This window comes from Streptomyces sp. NPDC053367, assembly GCF_044545925.1.
GTDB lineage: Bacteria > Actinomycetota > Actinomycetes > Streptomycetales > Streptomycetaceae > Streptomyces.
The window spans coordinates 86,943-109,268 of record NZ_JBITYN010000009.1; the positions used below are offsets into that span (position 1 = coordinate 86,943).

Sequence of the window (22,326 nt, forward strand, 5' to 3'; positions counted from 1 at the left end):
CCCCCATCGTGTTGAGTGAACTGAGTTTTACGACCAGTCGTCGTCGGCCGGGTGGAACCACTGGTCGTACGCGGCGCTCTGAACGGGCTGCGTGTCCTGTGCGGCATAGGCCGGGGTCATTCCCGAGAGCTGCACCGCGGAGCCGATGGATATCGTCGCGGCCAGGACGCCCATAAACCTCTTCATGGGTCGGTCCGTGAATTGCATGTCCTCTCCCGATTGGCTGAAATCGAATCGCGCTTTCGCCTTCAGAATCATGCCGCACGAACCCTGCCCGACCGGGGTTTGGGTAGCATCGTGAGCACGCAATGTGAGAACCGGAAGGGGGGGCAAGTGTGCAGGAATCCGGACATACATCCCCAACCCAATGTCGTTCGTCTGTGCGAAGAGGGCCTGGAGGTCTACCGCCAGGCCCTGACCAAAGGCCCGCTTCGCGGCGATGTGCCCGACTGCCTGATCGAGCTGGGCCTGCTGCGGCCGTTGGCCGAAGAGCCCGCGCTCGTGGTGGCCGTGCCGCCCGACATCGCCAGCAGCGAACTGAGACGCCCCATCGAACGGGCCGTCCTGGTTCAGCAGCACACCATCGCCGCCATCCAGGAGGCACTCAGCGCGGCGGAGGACATCTACCGCGACGAGTTCCGTGAAACGGGCCAGGCCGTACGGCTGTTACGCGGGATCGACGTCATCCAGGCCGCCCTGCGCCAGGCCCGCGACACCTGCGTGGAGGAAGTGATCACGGCCAAGCCCGGCGGCCCCCGGGTCCCGGAGGGACTGGCCCGCGCCCTGCCCCACAACCTCACCATGCTGCGCAAGGGCGTCAAACAGCGGACGCTCTACCAGCACACCGTACGCACCCACGGCCCCACGCTCGCCTACATCGAGCAGGTGGCCGCGGCGGGAGCCGAAGTCCGCACGCTCAACGAGGTCTTCGACCGCCTGATCATCTACGACCGGCGCATCGCCTTCATCCCCGAGCCGCTGCTCGACGTCAACTCCACGGCCGTCGTCATCGAGCACCCCGCGATCGTCCACTACCTCGCCACGGTCTTCGACAACGCCTGGCACCGTGCCGAGCCCGTCACCATGACGCCCCAGCAGGCGCGTCCCCCGCTGATGACCGACGAAACCCGAAAGGCCGTACTGCGCCTGATGATCGAGGGTCACACCGACGCCGCGATCTCCAAACGGCTCGGCATCAGCACCCGGACCGTCTCCACCCACATCAAGAAGGCGTCCGAGGCGTTCAACAGCCGCAGCCGCGCCCAACTCGCCTATCTGCTGGCCAAGTCCTCGATCATCGACGACGAGGCGTCGTGAACCCGCCCGGCCTCAGCGGCGCCGCTCGTCCGTCCCGGCCAGCGGTGCGCGCAGGCCGCGCACCGTGTGGCGGGTCCGGCGCAGCCGCAGGGCCAGCTGCACCTCCAGCGACCACCCCGGCTCCTGCCAGTGGGGGCCGAGCAGTTCGGTGATGCGCTCCAGCCGGCGCGAGACGGTGTTGGGGTGCACGTGCAGGCTCTCCGCAGCCCGCCGGGGGGAGCCGCCCGAGGCGAAGTACGCCTCCAGGGTCCGCGCCAGCTCCGTGTCCTGCCGGGCGTCGTAGTCCAGGACCGGGCCGATCGTGTCCGTGATGAACGCCGCCGTGTCCGGGTTGTCGGCCAGCACCAGGCCCAGGAAGCCGAGATCCTGCGGCGAGGCGCTGCCGCCGGCCCCGCCCAGCGCGGTCAGCGCGTCCAGGCACCGCCGGGCCTCGGCGTACGCCCGATGGACGGCCCCCGGCTCGGTCACCGGCCCGGCCGACCCGACGGTCACCGGATGACCCAGGGCCGTGCCCAGCGCCGCCGAGGCGTCCCGCCCCGCCGCCGACGGGTCGCTGCCCGGCAGCGCCAGTACCAGGCAGCCGCCGTCGGTGGTCTTCAGACCCGCGTGCCGATGCGCGTACGACGACGCCCACACCAGGGCCCGCCCCGGTGGCCCGCCCTCCGGCCGCACGGCCAGCACCACATGCGGCTGGTCCAGGTCCACGCCCAGCCGGTGGGCCCGGTGCTGCACCTGTTCCGGCGAGCGCGGCGGTTCGCGCAGCAGCTCGGCCAGCAGCTCGTCGCGCCCGTTGCCCTCGGCGGCCGTCGCGGTCGAGCGCAGCCGCAGCAGCACGGCCATGGACTGGGCGACCGCCTCCAGCAGCCGCGGCGGGCGCGGGCCCGACTCCGTCGCCGGCGCGTGGACCAGCGCCCCGACGACCTCCTCGCCCGCGACGGCCGGGTACACCCACAGCCCGTCGTCGCCGCGTACCGGGGTGCGCGTCTCCTGCGCCTGGAGCACGCGCCGGCGTAACTCCCCGTCCTCGAACGGCGGAAAGCCGTCCGTCACCGCCAGGGTCCGCCCGGTCGCGTCGCGCACCAGCAGGGCGCCGCCCAGCTCGGCCACCGCGCTCACCGCCAGCTCCGTGACGTCGCAGCCGCGCAGCGCCATGTCGATCAGCCGGGTGTGCAGCTCCTCCGGCCCCGCGCTCCGCGCGACGCGCGCGGCAGGGCTCCGCGACCCGCCGTACGCCCCGCTCGCCAGCTCCTGCAGCCGCGCCTTCTCTATCGCGAGGGCGGCCAGGTCGCCGAAGGCCGACATCAGGGTGATCTCGTCCGGCGTGAAGTGGCGTACCGCGCGGTCGGCGACGTACAGCGTGCCCAGCACGGTGCCGCCCTGCTTCAACGGCACCGCCAGCAGGGCGTGCAGGCCGTCCTCGCGGATGGTCGCGTCGAGCGCCGGAGCGTGTGTGAACCGCTCGTCGGCGAGGTAGTCCGGGGTCCAGAACGGCGCCGAGCGGGCCGCGGCCGCGGGACCCGCGCCGCCGGTCGGCGGCGGTGAGAAGCCCACGGTCAGGGCGGTCGTACGGCCGTCCGTGGTCATCACGAACGACCGGCCGTCGGCCGGCGAGGTCAGATTGACCCAGGACGTGTCGCAGTTCAGCAGCAGCCGGGCCCGCCGGGCCACCACCCGCAGGAACTCGTCCACGTCGTAGGGCAGGGTCAGTTCGCGGGTGGTCTCCATCAGCGCGGCCAGGCCCGCCTCGCGCTGTCTGCGCCGGGCGAACAGCCCGGCCACGTCCCGCGCCAGACCCTCCGTCAGCTCCTCGCGCGCCCGCTCGCCCGGTTCCTCACCGGGTCCTTCGCCGCGCCGGGACGGGCGCGGGGCGGGGGCGGGGGCGCCCGAAAGGCCCGTCCGTGCCGGCTGCGCCTCCCTGGCCAGGATCTCCAGAAGTCCGAGCAGCCCGTCGCGTACGAGACGGTCCTCGTCCGGCACCGTGTGTCACCCCCAGCCAGGCCCTGGCGGACAGGGGAATCCGCTGCGGGCCTTTGTGAACCTAGATGCCCCGCGCCGCCACCGTCAACATTGGCCGGAACCCGTCGCTCCGCCCCGTTTTGACGGGGTGTCACCGCAGGTGAGAGGCGGTCGGGTGGCCCAAGCACCACCCGGCGGCCGAATGCTGTTGCCCAAACACCTTCCCCGCGCGTGCGGCCGGCGGGCAGCCTCGGTTCTCGGGGCCGCGCCGACTGACGGTCCGGGAGAGCGGTGCGCGGGGTGGCGACGAGAGGAAGCGGGCGTTCATGCGCCGAGTGGGGGAGCGGGACGGCACAGGCATACGCGGGGTACACGCCGCGCGTTCCCGAGGAGCACCCGCGACCGGGCAGACCCCGGCGCGTGCGTCCGCGGGGGACGGCGCACTGCCTTGAGACCGGCGCGGGGCCGACGGCGTACGGCGACGCGACCGGGCACGGACCGGCAGCGTACGGCGACGCGACCGGGCACGGACCGACGGCGTACGGCGACGGGGCCGGGCACGGACCGACGGCGTACGGCGACGGGGCCGGGGCCGGCCAGGGCCGGTCACCGTGCCGCCGCCCCGGCTGCCGGGCAGCCCGGATGTCGATGCCGGCCCTCACCCGCCGGGCACCCCGGTCAGGGTCGGGTCGCGGAAGCCCGGACCCAGGTGCAGCTGCTCCAGGCGGATGCCCTGCCGGCGCAGGGCGGCCAGCTCGGAGTGGCCGCGGACGTGCTCGTTCAGCAGGGTGTCGCCGCGCAACCCGCCGACGCACAGACGCCGTTCGGCCAGTGCGGCCGGCACGGTGTGCGCGGTGTTCCAGCCGACGAGCGCGGTCAGATGCCGGGGCGTGGACGTCGTCCACAGCAGCCTCGGCGGCTGCGCGCCGCCCGCCCTGAGCACCCGCCACCAGCCGTCGTCCAGGCGTTCCTCACGCATCCGGAACAGCACCCGGGCCAGCGCCAGCGAGGCCTGCACCCGGCTGCCGCCGGCCTGCCGCCCGTCCAGACGGGCGTTGACCACCGCGTCGATCGCCCCCACCGGGACCGACGTCACGGCGGTGCCGGCCGGCAGCGGCAGCCCACGGGCCAGCGCCTGCTCCAGTCCGGCGAAGCAGGCCTCCAGGACCCGCCCGTACGTCTCGGGCGTGGTCACCGGAGCGGCGTCCACCCGAAGGCCCCGGCCCAGCGCCTCGGCGATGGCGGCGAGGCCCTCGGTGTCCGGCACGATCCGCACCAGCAGGTTGGGCCGGGCCACCGTGAGCGCGGCGTCCGGGTCCAGCGCCGCGGAGACCAGGCCGGCGCGCCCGTCCCGGGACAGGTGCGCGGGCAGCAGCGCGTCGCACACGGAGCGGACCTCCGCCACCGACACGGCCGCGCTGACCAGCCCCTGGAAGGCGTCGGGGGCACCGGTGACGAGCTGTCGCAGCGTGACGGCGGCGACCGGGGCGCCGGGGGTGTCCGACAACCACACGGCCACGCCCTCGGCCGCGAGTTGGGCCAGCGCGGTGGCCGCGGACGGGCAGAGCATGCGAACGGAGCGTAGAGGAGGTCAACCGGCTGCCCAAGAGGTGAAGGCTGTGAAACCGCTGTGACTTTTCGTTGGAGGGAGTGGAGTCGAGGTCATGAATCCGTTCGGAGCCACCGCGGCAACGCGTCAGGCACCACGTCCCGGGGTCTGGACCGCGCGGGGCGCCGGGGTGGGGCGATGAGCCTGTCCGGCTATGACGCCTACCGCGACGAACTCACCGCACTGGCCCGCCATGACGGCCGGGTCGTGTGCCTGGACGCCTCACCGGGGCGTGCCGATCACCCCTTCGAGCTGCGTCATCCCGACCGCTTCTTCGGCCTGGCCGGTGTCGCCTCCGCGATGGTGGACGTCGTCTCGGGCATGGTCGCGGCCGGGTTCCGCCCGTTCGTCTGCACCGGCCCCGGTCCGCGCGGCGTGGGGACCGCGGGCAACCTGGGCCTGCGCGCCCGGCTCCTGGAGGCCGGAGCGAGCGTGGTCACGCCGTACGCCGGTTTCCTGGAGGACTATCAGGTGTTGCGGCGCCTGGAGGGGGTGACACTGGCCGCGCCCTGCGGGGACGCGGAGACCAGAGCGGTCGTCCGGGCCGCGGCCGCCACGGACCGGCCCTTCCACATCCGGGTCGGCATGGCGCCTCGCCCCTACTGGCCACGCCCCGACCTCGTGCCGGGCGCGCTGACCCGCCCGGTGGCCTGGGAGTCACCGGGGCAGGGCGAGGAGGACGGGGTCTGTCTGGTCTCGGTGGGCGAGTACGGCACCGGCACCGCCCGCGCCGCCCGTGCCCTCGCGCCCTGGCTCGCCCACGCGCACCTGGTGTACCTCGACGACCAGCACCTCGGGGTGGCCGCGGCCGAACTGGCCCGCAACCACAGCCGGTTCGTGGTCGTCGGCGCCCGGTCCTGCACCCGGGGCATGGTCGACGCCCTGGCCCGGCTGCTGCCCGACCGACTGGTGGACATCGCCCCGGCGTCCGCCGACGGCGACGGCAACCGCGTCACCGAGACCCTCCGCGCAGCCGACCGCGCGGCAGGGTACGGAATGCGCCGCATCGTGTGAGTCAGGAACGTTCCTGGACCCTGCAGGAACGCCCGCCCCGCCAACCCTGTCTCACAGCCGGGGCGAGAGTCGCCCGGATGCGAGGATGAGGCGCCATGACGGCAGGGCGGTGCGCGCGCACGCTGCGGTCCGCGGTGTTCGCGGCCGTCTGCGTGCTGCTCGCCGCCCTGGGCCACGCCCTGATGTCCGGCGCCGGCGTCCCTGCGGGCGCGCTGGCCGGGGGCTGGGCGGCGACCACCGCCGCGGCCTGGTGCCTGGCCGGCCGGGAACGCGGCCTGCCGCTGATCGTGACCGCGGTGACGGTGGCCCAGGCGGGGCTGCACGAGGCGTTCTCCTACGCGCGGCCGACGCCGGGGCACGCGCACATGCACGCCGTGGATGCCGTGAACGCCATCGACGCCATGTCCATGGGCCCCATGGACATGGACCCCATGGCGATGAGCCCGAGCCCCTCTGACGCCTTCTCCTCCTTCTCCTCCTTCTCCCCCTTCTCCCCCTTTTCCTCCTCATCAGGCATGCTCGCCGCGCACCTGCTGGCCGCTCTCCTGACCGGACTGTGGCTGGCCCACGGCGAGAGGGCCGCCTTCCGCATCCTGCGCGCGGTGGCAGGCAGGCTGGCCGCGCCGCTGCGCCTGCTGCTGGCGCTGCCGCCGGCGCCGGAGGAGCCGCGCACGGGCGCCCGCAGCCCCGGCCCGGACCGCGCGCCGGGCCGCCTCCTGGTCCACGCGATCACTTCCCGGGGTCCGCCCGAGGGGACCGCTGTCGCCTGACGACAGCCGGTGCCACCCGACCGTACGCGCGCCCGATCGTCGTACGGCGGCCCCCCTTTCACGGATGTGACCCGAGAAGGACACCAAGATGCCCACTTCCCTACGGCCCTGCCCGCGCACGGCGTCGGACGAGTCGACGACGGCCTGGGCGCTGACCGCGGCCCGCACCGGCGACCCGGCCGCGGCCGACCTCTTCGTACGCGCCCTGCACCGCGACGTCCAGCGCTACGTCGCCCGGCTGTGCGCCGACCCCGAAGCAGTCGACGACCTGGCCCAGGACACGTTCCTGCGCGCCCTCGGCAGCCTGCACCGCTTCGAGGGCCGCTGCTCGGCCCGCGTCTGGCTGCTGTCCATCGCCCGCCGCGCGGTGATGGACAGCCACCGGCACACCTTCACCCGCCCGCGCCCGGCGGACGTACCCGACTGGCGACGGGCCGTCGAGCGCGCCCAGCCGCGGGACCTGCCCGGCTTCGAGGACGGCGTGGCCCTGCTGGACCTGCTGTCGGCGCTGCCCCCGGACCGCCGGGAGGCCTTCGTCCTGACCCAGCTCCTGGGCCTGCCCTACGCGGAGGCCGCCCGTCTGTCCGGCTGCCCGGTCGGCACGATCCGCTCCAGGGTGGCCCGGGCGCGGGCTACGCTGCGGGATCTTGTCTGAGAAGGTGGACTTCATGAGGATCGGGCGCGTCGAGACCGACAGGCTGAGCCTGGTGCCGCTCGCGCTGGAGCACGCGGACGAGATGGCCGAGGTGCTCTCCGACCCGGCGCTGCACGCCTTCATCGGAGGCGCCCCGCTCACGCGGGAGCAGCTGCGGGCCCGCTACGCGCGCCTGGCGGCCGGCTCGCCCGATCCCTCGGTGACCTGGTGGAACTGGGTGATCCGGCTCCGCGAGGAGGACCGTCTGACCGGGACGGTCCAGGCGACGGTGAGTGGGCCCGTGGCCGAGGTGGCCTGGGTCGTCGGCACCCCCTGGCAGGGGCGCGGCATCGCCACGGAGGCCGCCCGGGGCCTGGTCGGCCGGCTGCGACAGCGGGACATCCGGTCCGTCCGGGCCCACATCCACCCGTCCCACCACGCCTCCGCGTCCGTCGCCAGGGCGGCCGGGCTCGTTCCCACCGGCCACTGGGAGGACGGCGAGAGGAGATGGGAACTCCCCGCGACGCCTCCGGCTCAGGGCCATACCAGGCAATAGGGCTGGTGCCCCGCCTCGTGCAGCCGCTTGGAGAAGTCCTGCCACTCGTGCAGCAGCTGGTACACGTTGAACGCGTCGCGCGGACCCCCGCGGTCCGGGACCGTCGACCAGATGAAGGCCGCCGCGCCGACGGCCTCCTCGCCGATGTCGCGGAGGGGGTCGACGACGGTCATGGGGAGCTTGACGACGGCGTAGTCGGGGTGGAGGACGACGAGTTCGAGCGGGGGGACCTTGTGGAGGGGGACGCCCTCGATGCCGGTGAGGACCATCGCGGCCATCGTCTCGGGCTTGATCTTGGTGAACATGCCGTTCATGCCGAGCTCGTCGCCGCCGAGTTCCTCGGGGCGCATCGAGATCGGGACGCGGGCCGCGGTCGCGCCGTCCGGCGCGCCGAAGTACTTGTACGTCACCCCCACCCGACCACCATTCCTGCTCCCCGCCCGCCCCTCGACGCGCTGGTCGATCCGCTCGGGCTCCCTGTGCCCGCCCTGGGCCTGACGTGCCTCGGTCGCTTCCTCCGTGTCGCGTCGGTGCCTTCCCCGCCGGGCGCGTCGAGGACCCAGATCGTCAGTCCCCTCGCCCAGTCCGCCACCGCGATGCATATCTCCACCCGACTGCTTTTCTAGGACGCGTGGCCCCCGCCGCGCAACCCGATCATCGTGTCAGTGACCTCCCCCACGGTTGCCCGCCGAAACGTACGGTGGGAACTCCTGTCCGCAGGATCTTCGCAGCCCCTGACAACGATCGTCCGAATGACGTGTGTGTGTCAGCTCTCAGTTTCGCAGATGCATTCCCCGGCGGTGGGTGAGTGATCAACCCCGCCTGCGGCCGCAGGGTCTGTCTTCCGGATCATGCCGGCGTCGCCAGGCACAGGCTCCTCTCGGCCGACCTCATCCGGAAGACAGGCCCTACCCTGAACAGGTCACTGCCCACCGGAGTCCGAGAAGTCGGAGAAGTCGCAGGTCATGAGCGAACTGCCATATCCATACGAAGCACCCGTCTCGCAGGCGCTGTTCGACCGTGCGGCGGCCGTCACACCGGGTGGCGTGAACTCCCCGGTGCGGGCCTTCCGTGCCGTGGGTGGTACACCCCGGTTCATGGTGTCCGGCTCCGGGCCCTGCATGACCGACGCGGACGGGCGTGAGTACGTCGACCTGGTCTGCTCCTGGGGCCCGATGATCCTGGGCCACGCGCACCCCGAGGTCATCGCCGCCGTGCAGGAGGCCGTCGCCCGCGGCACCTCCTTCGGCACGCCCGGTGAGGGCGAGGTCGCGCTCGCGGAGGAGATCGTCGCGCGGGTCGCCCCCGTCGACCAGGTGCGTCTGGTCTCCAGCGGCACGGAAGCGACCATGTCCGCGATCCGGCTGGCCCGGGGGTTCACCCAGCGGACCAAGGTGATCAAGTTCGCCGGGTGCTACCACGGGCACGTCGACTCGCTCCTCGCCGCGGCCGGCAGTGGACTGGCCACCTTCGCCCTGCCCGACACCCCCGGCGTGACCGGCGCCCAGGCCGCCGACACGATCGTGCTGCCGTACAACGACCTGGAGGCGGTCCAGGAGGCGTTCCACCGGCACCCCGGTGAGATCGCCTGTGTGATCACCGAGGCCTCGCCCGGCAACATGGGCGTCGTCCCGCCGCTGCCCGGCTTCAACCAGGGGCTGAAGGACGCGTGCGAGAAGAACGGCGCGCTGTTCATCTCCGACGAGGTCATGACCGGGTTCCGGACCAGTCGTGCCGGCTGGTTCGGCGTCGAGGGCGTCGTCCCGGACCTGATCACCTTCGGCAAGGTCATGGGCGGCGGCTTCCCCGCCGCCGCCTTCGGCGGGCGCGCCGACGTCATGGCCCACCTCGCCCCGGCCGGGCCCGTCTACCAGGCCGGCACCCTCTCCGGGAACCCCGTCGCCACCGCGGCGGGCCTCGCCCAGCTGCGGCTCCTCGACGACGCGGCCTACGACACCCTGAACGGCGTCTCCCGGCAGATCCAGGCGCTCGTCACCGAGGCGCTCACCAAGGAGGGCGTGGCGCACCGGCTGCAGACGGCCTCCAACATGTTCTCGGTGTTCTTCACCGACCGTGAGGTGCGCGACTACGAGGACGCCCGCCGCCAGGACTCCTTCCGCTTCAACGCGTTCTTCCACTCGATGCTGGCGCAGGGCGTCTATCTGCCGCCCTCGTCGTTCGAGTCCTGGTTCGTGTCCACCGCGCACGACGAGCGCGCGATCCAGAAGATCGCCGACGCCCTCCCGGCGGCGGCCCGAGCCGCGGCGGAGGCCACCGCGTGAGCAGCGAGAACCCCGAGAACCGCGAGAACCGCGAGAACCGCGAGAACAGGGACCTCACCGTCGTCCATCTCATGCGGCACGGCGAGGTCGCCAACCCCGACGGCATCCTCTACGGCCGTCTGCCCGGCTATCACCTCTCCGAGCTGGGCCGGAAGATGGCAGAGCGGGTCGCCGGCCATCTCGCCGGCCGTGACATCACCTATGTCTGCTCCTCCCCGCTGGAGCGGGCGCAGGAGACGGCGGCGCCGATCGCCGAGGCGCACGGACTGGACATCGCCACGGACACCCGGCTGATCGAGGCGGACAACGTCTTCCAGGGCAAGACCTTCGGTGTCGGCGACGGCGCCCTGAAGAAGCCGGCCAACTGGAAGCACCTGGTCAACCCGTTCCGGCCGTCCTGGGGCGAGTCGTACGTCCACCAGGTCGTGCGCATGATGGGCGCGCTGGACGCCGCCAAGGACGCCGCGCGCGGACACGAGGCGGTGCTGGTCAGCCATCAGCTGCCGATCTGGATCGTGCGCTCCTTCGTCGAGAAGCGGCGGCTGTGGCACGACCCGCGCAAGCGGCAGTGCACGCTCGCCTCGCTGACGTCCTTCACGTACGAGGGCGACCGGATCGTGTCCGTCGGCTACAGCGAGCCGGCCATCGACCTCGTCCCCGTCCATCTGCGCGCCGGGGCCAAGCCGGTGAAGGGGCAGGGCAAGGGGAGCGGTAAGGCCTTCGGGGCCTAGGGCCTAAGTGGCCGACCGTTACAAAATCGGCAAATAGCGGCGGAACCCCCTCGTTCGTCGGGGCCTCTGAGTGAGTGACCACCTCAGATGAATGCAACGAACGGGGGGCGCCATGCGCACTCTCACCCGCAGGGGCGCGCTCGGACTGGGTGCGGGCGCCGCCGCCGGACTCGCCGGATGCGGCATCCACACGTCCTCGGACGAAACGGCCCCCGCTCCTGGTTCCGGGAAGAATCGTTCCGGCAGGCCGACCGCCCCCGCCGTCCGCCCCATCGGCGACGGCTCCACCGCCTTCACCGGCAGGCAGCCCCACCAGCCCGAGCGGCCCGTTCCGCTGGAGCCCGGCGAGACCCCGCCGCAGTTCGTCGTCTTCTCCTGGGACGGTGCGGGCGAGGTCGGCAACGGCCTCTTCCCGCGCTTCCTGGACCTCGCCAAGGAGCACGGCGCGTCGATGACCTTCTTCCTCTCGGGGCTGTATCTGCTGCCCGAGTCGAAGAAGCGGCTCTACGACCCCCCGAACAACCCGCGCGGCGCCTCCGACATCGGCTACCTCACCGACGAGCACATCCGGATGACGCTCGACTGCGTCCGCCGGGCCTGGCTCGAAGGGCACGAGATAGGCACCCACTTCAACGGCCACTTCTGCGGTGACGGCCAGGGCTCCGTCGCGCACTGGACACCCCGGCAGTGGCGCGACGAGATCGACCAGGCGAAGGCGTTCGTCAAGGAGTGGCGCACCAACACCGGCTGGACCGATCTGCCGTCGCTGCCCTTCGACTACGACAAGGAGCTCGTCGGGGGCCGTACGCCGTGTCTGCTCGGCCAGGACAGCCTGCTGCCCGTCGCCCGCGAGCTGGGCTGGCGCTACGACGCCTCGTCGCCGGGCGGCCTCCAGGTCTGGCCCACCGAGAAGCATGGCATGTGGGACCTTCCGCTCCAGCAGGTGCCGTTCCCGGGCCGCAGCTTCGAGGTCCTGTCGATGGACTACAACATGCTCGCCAACCAGTCGCTGAACTCCACCAACGCGCCGGCGTACCACTACCCGGCCTGGCGTGAACAGGCCGCCCAGGCCTACATATCCGGCTTCAATCGGGCCTACGAGACAAATAGGGCGCCCCTCTTCATCGGCAACCACTTCGAGCAGTGGAACGGCGGCATCTACATGGACGCCGTGGAAGAGGCGCTCAAGCACATGGCCGGCCACGAGGACGTCCGGCTCGTGTCCTTCCGGCAGTTCGCCGACTGGCTGGACGTGCAGCGGCCGGAGGTGCTCGACCGCTTCCGCACCCTGGGTGTCGGACAGGCGCCCGCGGAGGGCTGGAAGCGGCTGTGAAATGCGGCTTCGCCCCCGCGAGGGGGGTGCGCAAGATCCCCGGAACGGACATGCGAAACTTTTCACATGAGTGCCGCCAGCCGTACCACCCTGCTCGCCGCCGGTGCCGCCGTCACCGCGCTGGCACTGTCCGCCTGCACCTCCGGCGGGACGTCCGGCGGGGGCGGCAGCACCAACTTCGTCACCGGTGACGACGGCATCGCCACCGCCGCCCAGGGCAAGCGGGCGGCCGCGCCCGAGCTCGACGGCGAGACGCTGGAGGGCAAGCCGCTGAGCACCGCCGACTACAAGGGCAAGGTCCTCGTGGTCAACGTGTGGGGCTCCTGGTGCGGGCCCTGCCGCGTCGAGGCGAAGAACTTCCAGAAGGTCTACGCGGACGTCAAGGACCAGGGCGTCGAGTTCGTCGGCATCAACACCCGCGACACCAGCACGGTCCCCGCCCTCGCCTTCGAGAAGGAGTGGGGCATCACCTACCCGAGTCTGTACGACCCGACCGGCAAGCTGATGCTCCGCTTCAAGAAGGGCACGCTCAACCCGCAGCTCGTGCCGTCCACGCTGGTCATCGACCGCGAGGGGAAGATCGCGGCACGTGCGCTGCAGCCGCTCGGCGAGGACAAGCTGCGCGGCATGATCGAGCCGGTCCTGGCGGAGAAGTGACGTGACCGCGCTGTCCACCCTGGCCGCGGCCACCGACCCGAACGACACCGTGATGCACGGCGCCCTGCTGCTGGCGCTGCCGCTCGCGGTCCTCGGCGGCCTCGTCTCCTTCTTCTCCCCCTGCGTCCTGCCGCTCGTCCCCGGCTACCTCTCCTACGTCACCGGCGTCAGCGGCACGGACCTCGCCGAGGCGCGGCGCGGGCGGATGGTCGCGGGCGCCTCGCTGTTCGTGCTCGGCTTCACCGTCGTGTTCGTCTCCGGCGGCGCGCTGTTCGGCTTCTTCGGCTACACCCTGCGCGAGCACCAGGCCGTGCTGTCCAAGGTGCTCGGCGTGCTCATGATCCTCATGGGCGTGTTCTTCATGGGCCTGATGCCCTGGCTCACCCAGCGCGAGTTCCGCTTCCACAAGCGGCCCACGACCGGCCTGGTCGGCGCGCCCCTGCTCGGCGCCCTGTTCGGCATCGGCTGGACGCCCTGCATCGGCCCGACGCTCGCCTCCGTGCAGACCCTCGCGATGGAGCAGGCCAGCGCCGGGCGCGGCGCGATACTGACCGTCGCCTACTGCCTCGGCCTCGGCATCCCGTTCGTGCTCGCCGCGGTCGCCTTCCGCAAGGCGCTCGGCGCCTTCGGCTGGGTCAAGCGCCACTATGTCTGGGTGATGCGCATCGGCGGCACGATGATGATCCTCACCGGTGTGCTCCTGCTGACCGGCGCGTGGGACAGTCTCGTACGCGAGATGCAGACCTGGTCCGACGGCTTCACTGTGGGGATCTGATCCATGAGCAAGACGACACCCGGCACCCGTGAGGACCAGGACCTCGATGCCGCCGGCTCCCAGCTGTCCACCGCACCCCAGGAGGAGACGGCCGCCGGCCTGCCCGCCCTCGGGGTGATCGGCTGGCTGCGCTGGTTCTGGCGGCAGCTGACCTCCATGCGGGTCGCGCTGCTGCTGCTCCTGCTGCTGTCGCTCGCCGCGATCCCCGGCTCGCTGATCCCGCAGACCGGCATCGACATCACCCAGGTCGAGCAGTTCCGCAGCGACCACACCACCCTCGCGCCGATCTACGACAGGCTCGGCCTCTTCCACGTCTACAGCTCGGTGTGGTTCTCCGCGATCTACATCCTGCTGTTCGTCTCCCTCATCGGCTGCATCGTCCCGCGCACCTGGCAGTTCGTCGGCCAGCTCCGCGGCCGCCCCCCGGCCGCCCCCAAGCGGCTGACCCGGCTGCCCGCCCACACCATCTGGCGCACCGAGGCGTCGCCCGACGAGGTCCGCGAGGCCGCGCTCGGCCTGCTGAAGCGGCGCCGCTTCCGCGCGCACGTCGCCGGGGACGCGGTCGCCGCCGAGAAGGGCTACCTGCGCGAGGCCGGCAACCTCGTCTTCCACATCGCGCTGATCGTGATGCTGGTCGCCTTCGCCTGGGGCCAGCTGTTCAAGTCCGAGGGCAACAAGCTGATCGTCGAGGGCGACGGTTTCTCCAACACGCTCTCGCAGTACGACGACTTCAGGTCCGGCAACCTCTTCCAGAACGACGACCTGGAACCCTTCAGCTTCAAGCTGGACCGCTTCACCGGCACCTACGAGCCGACCGGCCCCAACCGCGGCACCCCCCGCACCTACGAGGCCGACCTCACCTACAGCGAGGGCGCCGACGGCGCGGAGAAGAAGACCACCGTCAAGGTCAACGAGCCGCTGCACATCGGCGACGCCAAGGCCTACCTCGTCAGCCACGGCTACGCGCCCGTCATCACCGTCCGCGACGGCAAGGGGGACATCGTCTTCCAGGACGCGGTCCCGCTCCTTCCGCAGGACGGCAACGTCACCTCCTCCGGCGTCGTCCGCGTCATGGACGGCTACAAGGACCCCCGGGGCAGGAGCGACCAGCTCGGCTTCCAGATCTGGTTCCTGCCGACGTACAGCCAGGGACAGATGGTCTCCGCGTTCCCCGCGCTGATCAGCCCGATGATGGCCGTCAACGCCTACCACGGCGACCTCGGCGTCAACTCCGGCATCCCGAAGAACGTGTACCAGCTGGACAAGACGCACATGAAGGAGTTCAAGGACGCCAAGGGGGGCCTGCTGAAGAAGCAGCTGCGCCCCGGCGACACCCTGACGCTCCCCGGCGGCTACGGCTCGATCACGTACGAGAAGGAGACCCGGGAATGGGCCGGGTTCCAGATCGTGCAGGAGCCGGGCGGCAGCTGGGCGCTGTCCGGTGCCGTCGCCGCGATCGCGGGCCTCGCCGGCTCCCTGTTCATCCAGCGCCGCCGCGTCTGGGTGCGGGCCACCACCGGCGACGACGGAGTGACGGTCGTCGAGATGGCCGGCCTCGGCCGCAGCGAGTCCGCGAAGCTGCCCGAGGAGCTCGGCGAGCTCGCCGACGCCCTGTACGAGAAGGCGCCCGGCGCGCCCGACCAAGCGAACGAAGCCGTATCTGCCGAAGGGGCCGACAAGCCGTGAACTTCGCCGCCGCGAGCGATCTGGCCGCCGCGACCAACGAGAACCTCGCGAACATCAGCAACACGCTGATCTACTCCGCGATGGCCGTCTACACGCTGGCCTTCTTCGCGTACATCGCCGAATGGCTCTTCGGGAGCCGCAGCAAGGTCGGCCGCACCGCCGCCGCGCTCACCGCGCAGAAGCAGACGCACAAGGCACCGGCGGTCACGGTGAACCAGGCCGGCGGCACCGCGGTGCTGGAGCGGCCGAAGGTGACCGTGCGGGCGGCGTCCGGCAGCCGTGACGTACCCGACGGCCCGGGAGCCCACGGCGGTGACGAGCAGGGCGACCTCTACGGCCGGATCGCCATCTCCCTCACGGTGCTCGGCTTCCTGCTGGCGTTCGGCGGTGTGCTCACCCGCGCCCTGTCGGTGCAGCGGGCGCCGTGGGGCAACATGTACGAGTTCAACATCACCTTCTCCATGGTCGCGGTCGGTGTGTACCTGGGGCTGCTGGCGCTGAAGAAGAACGTCCGCTGGATCGGCCTGTTCCTCGTCACGACGGTCCTGCTCGACCTCGGCCTGGCTGTCACCGTCCTCTACACCGCCAGCGACCAGCTGGTGCCCGCCCTGCACTCGTACTGGCTGTACATCCACGTCTCGACGGCGATCTTCTGCGGCGCGGTGTTCTACCTCGGCGCGGTCACCACGATCCTGTACCTGTTCAAGGACTCGTACGAGAACAAGCTGGCCACCGGCGGCAGGCCCGGCAGCTTCGCGAACTCCGTCCTGGACCGGCTGCCCTCCGCGGCCTCGCTGGACAAGTTCTCCTACCGCGTCAACGCGGCCGTCTTCCCGCTGTGGACGTTCACGATCATCGCGGGCGCCATCTGGGCCGGTGACGCCTGGGGCCGCTACTGGGGCTGGGACCCCAAGGAGACCTGGTCCTTCATCACCTGGGTCGCCTACGCCGGCTACCTCCACGCCCGCGCCACGGCCGGCTGGAAGGGCCGCAAGGCCGCCTGGCTCGCGCTGCTCGCGTTCGGCTGCTGGCTGTTCAACTACTACGGCGTCAACATCTTCGTCTCCGGCAAGCACTCCTACGCCGACGTGGGCCTGGGCGCCCTGCACTCCGTGGGCTTCTGAGTCACCCTGGAGTCATGACCGGAAAGACCGGAGTCATAGAGCAGGGCACCAGCCAGACCCACGGGAACACGCACATCCTGCATTTCCTGGTGCGGCTTCCCCTGCCCATGGAGTCGGTCTGGCCCGCGCTGTCCACGCCGGAGGGGCTCGCGGGCTGGCTGACCCCGGCGCAGGTGGAGCCCCGGCTCGGCGGAGCGGTGACGCTGCGCGGGCTGGGCGCCGGGCGGGTCACCGCGTGGGACGTGGACCGGGTCGCCGAGTACACCGTCGAGGACGGCGGCCGCCTGCGCTTCCACCTGGAGCGCGACGGTGAGTCGGGGAGCGCGCTGCGCTTCACGCACGAGTTCCAGGGCGAGGGCGAGACGGAGCGGGGCTGGCGCCACCGTTTCGAACGGCTGATCGCTTTCCTGGAGGGCTAGTCCTCCCCGATGTCCTCGTTCCACAGCGCGGGACACCGGGCGACGAAGTCGCGCATGAGCCCCGCGCACTCGGCGTCGTCCAGCAGCACGATCTCCACACCGTGCTCCGCGAGCCAGTCGTGCCCGCCGTGGAAGGTCCGCGCCTCCCCGACCACCACCCGCGAGATCCCGAACTGGCGCACCAGCCCCGAGCAGTACCAGCAGGGGGAGAGGGTCGTCACCATCGTCGTCCCGCGGTACGACCGCTGCCGCCCGGCCGCCCGGAAGGCCGCGGTCTCCGCGTGCAGGGACGGGTCGCCGTCCTGCACCCGGCGGTTGCGCCCCCGCCCGAGCAGCGAGCCGTCGGGCCCGTAGAGCGCGGCCCCGATCGGGATGCCGCCCTCCGCCAGCCCGGCGCGGGCCTCCTCCAGAGCGGTGCCGAGCCAGGCGCGGGCCGTGGCCCGGTCCAGGGTCTTCATCGGGTGCTCTCCTCCGCGACGGGCGAACAAGCGGTGTACGAGTGGTGCGCCTTGCGTAACTCTGGGTATATCAGGCGTCGCCCAGTGGTACGGTCCGCCCCGAGGTTCATCGCGTGCCACCGGGTCGCTGTCACGGAGGGGTCGGCCTGTGACCAGTAATGCCGTGCTGTTCGGGGAACTCCTGCGCCACTTCCGCGAGTCCGCGCGCTTCACCCAGGAGGCACTGGCCCGCGAGATCCACTGCGACCGGTCGTACGTGGCCCGCGTCGAAGCGGGGGCGAGGGTCCCGCAACATGCGTTCGCAAAGTCGTGCGACGAAGTCCTGCTGACGGGCGGGGCGTTGGAGAGGGTGTGGGGGAGGGTCGACTGGTACCAGCAGGTCGAGCATCCGGACTGGTTCAGGAGGCGGGCCGAGATGGATGAGGAGGCGGTGGCGCTCTGGGAGTACCAGGAGCGTGTGGTGCCCGGTCTGCTGCAGACGGAGGACTACGCGCGGGCGCTGTTCTCACGGCTGGTGAGTGGTGAGGAGCTGGAGGAGCGAGTCCGGGCGAGGATGAGCCGCCAGCAGCGCTTCCTGGCCGAGGGCGGCCCGCTGTACATGGCTGTCCTGGACGAGAGCTGTCTGCGCAACGCGGTGGCGAGCCCTGCCGTCATGCGGGACCAGTGCGCGCACCTTCTGTATGTCGGCCGACGCCCCAACATCCGTATCCAGCTCGCGCCTTCCGGACTCTTCGGCCTGGCTCGTCCCAGCGGTTCCATGTCCCTGATCAGGCTGCCCGACGGACATCAGTGGGTGTACTCGGAAGCGCTCGACTGGGCTCATTTCGACGACGATCCGACCGTCTACCGCCAGCACATGCAGACCTATGATGTGCTCAGGGCGGACGCTCCGTCAGCCCCTCAGTCCGCCGCTCTGATCAGCGACGTGATGGAAGGGTACGAGCAGCATGAACAGGCACGAGCTCGCTCAGGCCACCTGGATCAAGAGCAGCCACAGCGACGCCAACGGCGGCAACTGCCTCGAAGTCGCCCCCGGGTTCGGCCCCGTCGTCCCCGTGCGTGACAGCAAGAACCCCGGGCCGATCCTGCTGATCGGCTCCTCCGCCTGGGCTGCCTTCACGGGTGGCCTGGCCCTGGCCACCCGCACCGGCGCGCACCCCTGCTGAGGCGGGACCTCACTGCGCCGCCCAGCTCTGCGACGCCTCCCCCCGGCAGGTCGAGGTGACCACATCGGTCTGGCCGATCCCCAGGTCCAGGCAGCCGCCGTTGGAGACGCTGACGAGGCTGCCGCTGGAGCCGCCGCGCCACAGCTGGGAGGACGATCCGTCGCAGGTGCCGACGAAGACGGCCTGGCCGAGCATGTTGGCGTAGAGGCAGCCGCCGGACTGCTGGTTGACCAGCCGGAAGCCGCCGGAGGCGCTCTGCACGGTCCAGTAGACGGCCGAGCCGGAACACTCGCCGCGGCCGGCCGCCCCGTAGACCTGGCTCAGGCAGACACCGGTGTCGCCGTTGCGGTAGCGGTGGGTGCCGGAGGCGGAGGGCGGGGCCTGGGTGCCGGGGGTCCGGGTGGGGGTGCCGCCGGAGCCGGTCGTGCCGGTCGTGCCGGTGCTTCCGCCGGTACCGGTCGTGCCCGTGGATCCCGTCGTGCCCGTGGATCCCGTCGTACCGCCGTCGGTGCCGCCCGAGCCGGTGCCCGTGTCCTTGCCCGTGCCGGTACCCGCGCCCGAGGCGCCCGTCGCCGTCGAACCGCCCGCCGCCCTACCGTCCTTGCCGCCCTCGGCCGGGCGCTTCCCGGCGGACGGTGACGCGGACTCCGGTCCGCTCGGCCGGGCGCGGACCGACGCCGACGCGGACGGTGAGCCGCCGCCGGGCGGGGACACGGACGCCGTCACGGCGGGGTCGGCGGCACGTGCCTCGGCGCCCTTGTCGCCGTCCGGCGAGAAGGCGTACGGCAGCAGTTGCACGGCGACGGTCGCCGCCGCGGTCACGACGACGGGGACGACGGCGAGGAACACCCGGGTGCGGCGCCGCCGTTCACGAGGAGCGGCCTGCTCCGCCTTCTCCTCGGCCTCCGGGACGGGCACCTCCCGCGGCACCCTGCCCGCGAACGCCGCCCTCTCCTCCAGCACCTCCACCACCGGCGCCGGCCACACCCCGGACGCCCCGCCGGACGGCACCCGCGGCGCGGCCAGCTCCACCAGCTCCGCGGCGGTCGGCCGGCCCTCCGGGTCCTTGTCCAGGCAGGACGCGACGACCTCGGCCAGCGCCGGATCGACGGCACGCACCGCGGCCAGGTCCGGAGCCTCGTGCACGATCCGGTACAGCACCGCGTGCCCGGACTCCTCGCCGAAGGGCGGCCGCCCGCTCGCGGCGAAGGCGACGACGGACCCGAGGGCGAAGACGTCGACGGCCCCGGTCAACCCCCGTGCCCCCGAGGCCTGTTCGGGGGCCATGTAGGTCGGCGTGCCGACGACCATCCCGGTCCGGGTCAGCTGGCTCTGCTCGGCCGCGCGCGCCACCCCGAAGTCGATGAGGGTGACCCCGTCGAGGGTGAGCATGGCGTTGGACGGCTTGAGGTCGCGGTGGACCATATCCCGCTCGTGCACCCGGGCCAGCGCGGACGCGGCCTCGTGCAGCAGCAGCCACAGCGCCCCGGCCGGCAGCGGACCGCCGTACGACTGGACGCACTCGTGGAGGGTCAGCCCGGGGACGTACGCCGTGGCGAACCACGGCGGGCGCGCCTCGCGGTCCCCGGCGAGCAGGGGTGCGGTGGTGCCCTCGGGTAGCCGCGCGAGGTTGTCCAGTTCGTGCCCGAAGCGGCGGACGAAGTCCTTGTCCTCGCCGACGACGGAGGGCAGCAGCTGCTTGACCGCGGCGTAGCGCCCTTCGTGGACGCCGAGGAACACCCGGCCCATACCGCCCGAGCCGAGCCGCCCGAGCAGCGGGACCGGTCCGATGCGCCGCGGGTCGCCGTCCTGGAGCGGTTCGGCCCCGCTGCCCGTCAGTTCGTGGGTCATCGGGCGTAGCTCCCCAGGCCGATCAGGCAGTACACGTACTCGTTGATGGCGGTGCCGTTGAGCGTGTAGCGGTAGTTGTAGGCGTACTCGGTGCGCGGGTTGCTCTCGCAACGGCTCATGTCGGAGGTGAAGGGGATCGTCTCGATCACCTGGTAGTGCGCGTCGGACGCCGAGCAGTCGACCTCGTCGACGCTGACCTCCTGCGCGGTCGTGGAGTCGGGCAGTTCACCGTTGAGGCAGGTGCCGGTGGTGTAGGGATCGGGCTCCTCGGACTCGGTGGGCGTGCCGCCGTACGAGCCGTCGTAGGAGCCGCCTGAGTCACCGGAGTCGTAGGGGTCGTCGGTACCGTACGGATCCTCCGTCCCGTAGGGATCACTCGTGTACGGGTCCGGCGTCTGCGTCGACGGGTCGTACGGCTCGTAGGTGTCGTACGGCGACGAACTGACCGTCGAGTCCGCCGATCGGCCGCTGTCGTCGTCGTTCGCCTGACTGAACAGCACGGCGCCGAGCACCATGGCTCCGGCGACCGCGAGGACGGCCAAGCACCCGCCGGGGCGCGGCTGTCGAGGGTTGTGGGACATACGGGCCAGTCTGCGGCACAGCGGCCCTGCACTGGAGGGCTTTTCTAGAAACTCACTTCAGAAACAGGCCGTGATCTACGCTGCACTGCATGAGCCCCAAGCAACAACGCGGTGAGGCCACGGTCGAGCTGCTCCTGGACGCGGCGCTGCGTGTCTACGCCGAGTCCGGCGAGCAGGGCCTCACCGTCAGCGCGATCACCAAGGCGAGCGGCGTCAGCCTCGGCAGCCTGTACCACCACTTCGGCAGCATCGACGGGCTGATCAACGCGCTCACCCAGCGCTGGCTGGGCCGGCTGCTCACCGAGCTGGCCGGGGCTCTCCGGCACACCCGCACCGCCCGCTCGGGCATCCGCGCGCTCACCCGCGCCTATCTTGCCTTCGTCCAGGAGCACCGCACGGCCTCCCTGCTCCTGCACTCCTCCCGCGCCGACCAGCAGGGCATGGCCCGCGGCCAGGAACTCCGCGACAGCCAGGAGGCCCGGATCTCGGCCCTCACCCTCTGGATCCAGCACCACATCGACACCGGCGAGCTCGCCCCGCTCCCGCCCCCCCTCGTCGAGTCCCTCGTCCTCGGCCCCATCGTCGCCGCCGCCCGCCGCCGGCTCTCCGGCATCGAGGACATCACCCTGGACGAGGCGGCGAGACTCCTGCCGGAACGCATCTGGAGATCGGTCGCCGCGGACCCGAAGTGACCCGGGCACAACGTTTCGCCCCCGTCCCGCGTCACAGTCCCGAAGGCCGTAGGTGAAGGAGGGGCTCATGGACCATCGCAGACTCGCGGCAGGTGCCGCCGCCGCGGCGGCGGTCGTGGCGATCGCGCTGTACGTCGACCTGAGCGACCAGGGGCACGCCTCCGTGGACACGGAAGGTTCACCGCGGGCCGGGACCTGCGTCGGGGCGCGGCCCGGCTCCGGCGCCGACGAGGAGGGGACCGACGAGACGCCGCTGTACCGGACGCTCGCGCGGATCGACGAGCTGGCCGCGGGCGAGCACGCCGCCGTCTACACCGGGCTGGCCGTGGACGACGAACACGGCGCCGCCGACGTGTGGCGGATCCCGTCCGCCGCCTTCGACGCCGCCGTCTGCGAAATCGCCGAGAAGGGCGTCACCGTACGGTTCCACCCCGCCGGCGCCAGCCGGACCGAGCTGGACGCGCTCGCCGGCCGGATCGGGGAGGACATGAACCGCTGGGACGGCACCTTCCAGCTCCGGGAGGTCGGCGTCGACGAGCACGGATGGGTCAGGGTCGGCGTCGACGACCCCGGCACCGCCCGACCGCTCATCGAGGACGCCTTCGGCGCCGAGCACATCCGCGTCGAGCACGTGGAGCAGGCCACCCTCGACTGACCAGCGGCCATCGGCGCACCCGATGCCCCCATCGGAAGGACGCCCCAGCAGCGCGTGGAC

General features: G+C 71.9%; 24 protein-coding genes. 17 read left to right on the top strand and 7 right to left on the bottom strand.

From position 1 onward, the window contains the following. Positions 1-27 precede the first annotated feature (27 nt). On the bottom strand, positions 28-258 hold the full coding sequence (locus ACIGXJ_RS24920; RefSeq protein WP_399649328.1) for a hypothetical protein: 231 nt from the start codon (positions 256-258) through the stop codon (positions 28-30). Between the two features lie 75 nt (positions 259-333). Here ACIGXJ_RS24920 and ACIGXJ_RS24925 point away from each other — a divergent pair, with 75 nt between their 5' ends. After that, positions 334-1,317: a LuxR C-terminal-related transcriptional regulator gene (locus tag ACIGXJ_RS24925; RefSeq protein WP_399649331.1), complete on the top strand. Its 984-nt coding sequence runs from the start codon at positions 334-336 to the stop codon at positions 1,315-1,317. Between the two features lie 12 nt (positions 1,318-1,329). Here ACIGXJ_RS24925 and ACIGXJ_RS24930 read toward each other — a convergent pair whose 3' ends face one another. Both ACIGXJ_RS24930 and ACIGXJ_RS24935 read right to left on the bottom strand, forming a co-directional pair. Next, entirely contained in the window at positions 1,330-3,294 is a 1,965-nt protein-coding gene (locus ACIGXJ_RS24930; protein WP_399649334.1) for a GAF domain-containing protein, read from the bottom strand. 637 nt (positions 3,295-3,931) lie between these two features. Further along, positions 3,932-4,843, bottom strand: coding sequence for a hypothetical protein (locus ACIGXJ_RS24935; RefSeq protein ID WP_399649337.1), 912 nt, complete (start codon positions 4,841-4,843; stop codon positions 3,932-3,934). A 177-nt stretch (positions 4,844-5,020) separates the two neighbouring features. Here ACIGXJ_RS24935 and ACIGXJ_RS24940 point away from each other — a divergent pair, with 177 nt between their 5' ends. The 4 genes from ACIGXJ_RS24940 to ACIGXJ_RS24955 all read left to right on the top strand — a co-directional run bounded on the left by ACIGXJ_RS24940 (position 5,021) and on the right by ACIGXJ_RS24955 (position 7,856). Continuing rightward, positions 5,021-5,896: a transketolase gene (locus ACIGXJ_RS24940; protein ID WP_399649340.1), complete on the top strand. Its 876-nt coding sequence runs from the start codon at positions 5,021-5,023 to the stop codon at positions 5,894-5,896. A 95-nt stretch (positions 5,897-5,991) separates the two neighbouring features. Beyond that, positions 5,992-6,666: a hypothetical protein gene (locus ACIGXJ_RS24945; RefSeq protein ID WP_399649342.1), complete on the top strand. Its 675-nt coding sequence runs from the start codon at positions 5,992-5,994 to the stop codon at positions 6,664-6,666. 88 nt (positions 6,667-6,754) lie between these two features. Further along, positions 6,755-7,321, top strand: a complete 567-nt coding sequence (locus ACIGXJ_RS24950; RefSeq protein ID WP_399649344.1) for a sigma-70 family RNA polymerase sigma factor — start codon at positions 6,755-6,757, stop codon at positions 7,319-7,321. Positions 7,322-7,334: 13 nt separating this feature from the next. After that, entirely contained in the window at positions 7,335-7,856 is a 522-nt protein-coding gene (locus ACIGXJ_RS24955) for a GNAT family N-acetyltransferase (RefSeq protein ID WP_399650195.1), read from the top strand. On the opposite strand, the gene ACIGXJ_RS24960 is transcribed toward ACIGXJ_RS24955, so the two are convergent. Continuing rightward, on the bottom strand, positions 7,835-8,458 hold the full coding sequence (locus ACIGXJ_RS24960) for a hypothetical protein (protein ID WP_399649347.1): 624 nt from the start codon (positions 8,456-8,458) through the stop codon (positions 7,835-7,837). The genes ACIGXJ_RS24955 and ACIGXJ_RS24960 overlap by 22 nt on opposite strands. Positions 8,459-8,821: 363 nt before the next feature. Here ACIGXJ_RS24960 and hemL point away from each other — a divergent pair, with 363 nt between their 5' ends. The 8 genes from hemL (at position 8,822) to ACIGXJ_RS25000 (ending at position 16,863) form a co-directional block, all read left to right on the top strand. After that, entirely contained in the window at positions 8,822-10,138 is a 1,317-nt protein-coding gene (gene hemL, locus ACIGXJ_RS24965) for a glutamate-1-semialdehyde 2,1-aminomutase (RefSeq protein WP_399649350.1), read from the top strand. Between the two features lie 71 nt (positions 10,139-10,209). Then, the gene (locus ACIGXJ_RS24970; RefSeq protein ID WP_399650197.1) at positions 10,210-10,869 is read left to right on the top strand and encodes a histidine phosphatase family protein; all 660 of its coding nucleotides are present in this window, start codon (positions 10,210-10,212) and stop codon (positions 10,867-10,869) included. 112 nt (positions 10,870-10,981) lie between these two features. Next, on the top strand, positions 10,982-12,202 hold the full coding sequence (locus tag ACIGXJ_RS24975) for a hypothetical protein (protein ID WP_399649352.1): 1,221 nt from the start codon (positions 10,982-10,984) through the stop codon (positions 12,200-12,202). Between the two features lie 66 nt (positions 12,203-12,268). After that, a complete protein-coding gene (locus ACIGXJ_RS24980) occupies positions 12,269-12,859 on the top strand; it encodes a TlpA family protein disulfide reductase (RefSeq protein WP_399649355.1) in 591 nt (196 codons plus the stop codon). A gap of 1 nt (position 12,860) precedes the next feature. Further along, entirely contained in the window at positions 12,861-13,634 is a 774-nt protein-coding gene (locus ACIGXJ_RS24985) for a cytochrome c biogenesis CcdA family protein (RefSeq protein ID WP_399649358.1), read from the top strand. A gap of 3 nt (positions 13,635-13,637) precedes the next feature. After that, a complete protein-coding gene (locus tag ACIGXJ_RS24990) occupies positions 13,638-15,320 on the top strand; it encodes a cytochrome c biogenesis protein ResB (protein ID WP_399649360.1) in 1,683 nt (560 codons plus the stop codon). 80 nt (positions 15,321-15,400) lie between these two features. Beyond that, positions 15,401-16,444, top strand: a complete 1,044-nt coding sequence (gene ccsB, locus ACIGXJ_RS24995; RefSeq protein ID WP_399650200.1) for a c-type cytochrome biogenesis protein CcsB — start codon at positions 15,401-15,403, stop codon at positions 16,442-16,444. Between the two features lie 14 nt (positions 16,445-16,458). Beyond that, positions 16,459-16,863 (top strand): SRPBCC domain-containing protein, encoded by a 405-nt coding sequence (locus ACIGXJ_RS25000; RefSeq protein ID WP_399649363.1) that lies wholly within the window; start codon positions 16,459-16,461, stop codon positions 16,861-16,863. Here the strand turns inward: ACIGXJ_RS25000 and ACIGXJ_RS25005 are convergent. Then, positions 16,860-17,321 (bottom strand): nucleoside deaminase, encoded by a 462-nt coding sequence (locus tag ACIGXJ_RS25005; RefSeq protein ID WP_399649366.1) that lies wholly within the window; start codon positions 17,319-17,321, stop codon positions 16,860-16,862. The genes ACIGXJ_RS25000 and ACIGXJ_RS25005 overlap by 4 nt on opposite strands. Positions 17,322-17,469: 148 nt before the next feature. On the opposite strand from ACIGXJ_RS25005, the gene ACIGXJ_RS25010 reads away from it, so the two are divergent. Together ACIGXJ_RS25010 and ACIGXJ_RS25015 are read left to right on the top strand one after the other, a co-directional pair. Next, positions 17,470-18,384 (top strand): helix-turn-helix domain-containing protein, encoded by a 915-nt coding sequence (locus ACIGXJ_RS25010; RefSeq protein WP_399649368.1) that lies wholly within the window; start codon positions 17,470-17,472, stop codon positions 18,382-18,384. Then, positions 18,302-18,487, top strand: a complete 186-nt coding sequence (locus ACIGXJ_RS25015; protein WP_399650202.1) for a DUF397 domain-containing protein — start codon at positions 18,302-18,304, stop codon at positions 18,485-18,487. Before ACIGXJ_RS25010 ends, ACIGXJ_RS25015 begins: the two co-directional genes overlap by 83 nt. Positions 18,488-18,496: 9 nt before the next feature. Here the strand turns inward: ACIGXJ_RS25015 and ACIGXJ_RS25020 are convergent, their stop codons facing one another. Further along, positions 18,497-20,338 carry a protein kinase gene (locus ACIGXJ_RS25020; RefSeq protein ID WP_399649370.1) on the bottom strand — a complete coding sequence of 614 codons (1,842 nt, stop codon included), beginning with the start codon at positions 20,336-20,338 and terminating at the stop codon, positions 18,497-18,499. Next, positions 20,335-20,919, bottom strand: coding sequence for a hypothetical protein (locus ACIGXJ_RS25025; protein WP_399649372.1), 585 nt, complete (start codon positions 20,917-20,919; stop codon positions 20,335-20,337). The genes ACIGXJ_RS25020 and ACIGXJ_RS25025 overlap by 4 nt, the downstream gene beginning before the upstream one ends. Before the next feature lie 89 nt (positions 20,920-21,008). On the opposite strand from ACIGXJ_RS25025, the gene ACIGXJ_RS25030 reads away from it, so the two are divergent. Both ACIGXJ_RS25030 and ACIGXJ_RS25035 read left to right on the top strand, forming a co-directional pair. After that, on the top strand, positions 21,009-21,611 hold the full coding sequence (locus ACIGXJ_RS25030; protein WP_399649375.1) for a TetR/AcrR family transcriptional regulator: 603 nt from the start codon (positions 21,009-21,011) through the stop codon (positions 21,609-21,611). A 67-nt stretch (positions 21,612-21,678) separates the two neighbouring features. Beyond that, positions 21,679-22,266, top strand: coding sequence for a hypothetical protein (locus ACIGXJ_RS25035; protein ID WP_399649378.1), 588 nt, complete (start codon positions 21,679-21,681; stop codon positions 22,264-22,266). Positions 22,267-22,326 lie beyond the last annotated feature (60 nt).

Excerpts from the sequence above, each read along its gene's own strand:
- ACIGXJ_RS24960 (WP_399649347.1), bottom strand. The coding sequence starts at position 8,458 with ATGCATCGCGGTGGCGGACTGGGCGAGGGGACTGACGATCTGGGTCCT.
- hemL (WP_399649350.1), top strand. The coding sequence starts at position 8,822 with ATGAGCGAACTGCCATATCCATACGAAGCACCCGTCTCGCAGGCGCTG.
- ACIGXJ_RS24940 (WP_399649340.1), top strand. The coding sequence starts at position 5,021 with ATGAGCCTGTCCGGCTATGACGCCTACCGCGACGAACTCACCGCACTG.
- ACIGXJ_RS25030 (WP_399649375.1), top strand. The coding sequence starts at position 21,009 with ATGAGCCCCAAGCAACAACGCGGTGAGGCCACGGTCGAGCTGCTCCTG.
- ACIGXJ_RS24935 (WP_399649337.1), bottom strand. The coding sequence starts at position 4,843 with ATGCTCTGCCCGTCCGCGGCCACCGCGCTGGCCCAACTCGCGGCCGAG.
- ACIGXJ_RS24950 (WP_399649344.1), top strand. The coding sequence starts at position 6,755 with ATGCCCACTTCCCTACGGCCCTGCCCGCGCACGGCGTCGGACGAGTCG.
- ccsB (WP_399650200.1), top strand. The coding sequence starts at position 15,401 with ATGGCCGTCTACACGCTGGCCTTCTTCGCGTACATCGCCGAATGGCTC.
- ACIGXJ_RS25035 (WP_399649378.1), top strand. The coding sequence starts at position 21,679 with ATGGACCATCGCAGACTCGCGGCAGGTGCCGCCGCCGCGGCGGCGGTC.
- ACIGXJ_RS24945 (WP_399649342.1), top strand. The coding sequence starts at position 5,992 with ATGACGGCAGGGCGGTGCGCGCGCACGCTGCGGTCCGCGGTGTTCGCG.
- ACIGXJ_RS24980 (WP_399649355.1), top strand. The coding sequence starts at position 12,269 with ATGAGTGCCGCCAGCCGTACCACCCTGCTCGCCGCCGGTGCCGCCGTC.
- ACIGXJ_RS25025 (WP_399649372.1), bottom strand. The coding sequence starts at position 20,919 with ATGTCCCACAACCCTCGACAGCCGCGCCCCGGCGGGTGCTTGGCCGTC.
- ACIGXJ_RS24975 (WP_399649352.1), top strand. The coding sequence starts at position 10,982 with ATGCGCACTCTCACCCGCAGGGGCGCGCTCGGACTGGGTGCGGGCGCC.
- ACIGXJ_RS25020 (WP_399649370.1), bottom strand. The coding sequence starts at position 20,338 with ATGACCCACGAACTGACGGGCAGCGGGGCCGAACCGCTCCAGGACGGC.
- ACIGXJ_RS24990 (WP_399649360.1), top strand. The coding sequence starts at position 13,638 with ATGAGCAAGACGACACCCGGCACCCGTGAGGACCAGGACCTCGATGCC.
- ACIGXJ_RS24920 (WP_399649328.1), bottom strand. The coding sequence starts at position 258 with ATGATTCTGAAGGCGAAAGCGCGATTCGATTTCAGCCAATCGGGAGAG.
- ACIGXJ_RS25000 (WP_399649363.1), top strand. The coding sequence starts at position 16,459 with ATGACCGGAAAGACCGGAGTCATAGAGCAGGGCACCAGCCAGACCCAC.
- ACIGXJ_RS25005 (WP_399649366.1), bottom strand. The coding sequence starts at position 17,321 with ATGAAGACCCTGGACCGGGCCACGGCCCGCGCCTGGCTCGGCACCGCT.
- ACIGXJ_RS24955 (WP_399650195.1), top strand. The coding sequence starts at position 7,335 with ATGAGGATCGGGCGCGTCGAGACCGACAGGCTGAGCCTGGTGCCGCTC.
- ACIGXJ_RS24970 (WP_399650197.1), top strand. The coding sequence starts at position 10,210 with ATGCGGCACGGCGAGGTCGCCAACCCCGACGGCATCCTCTACGGCCGT.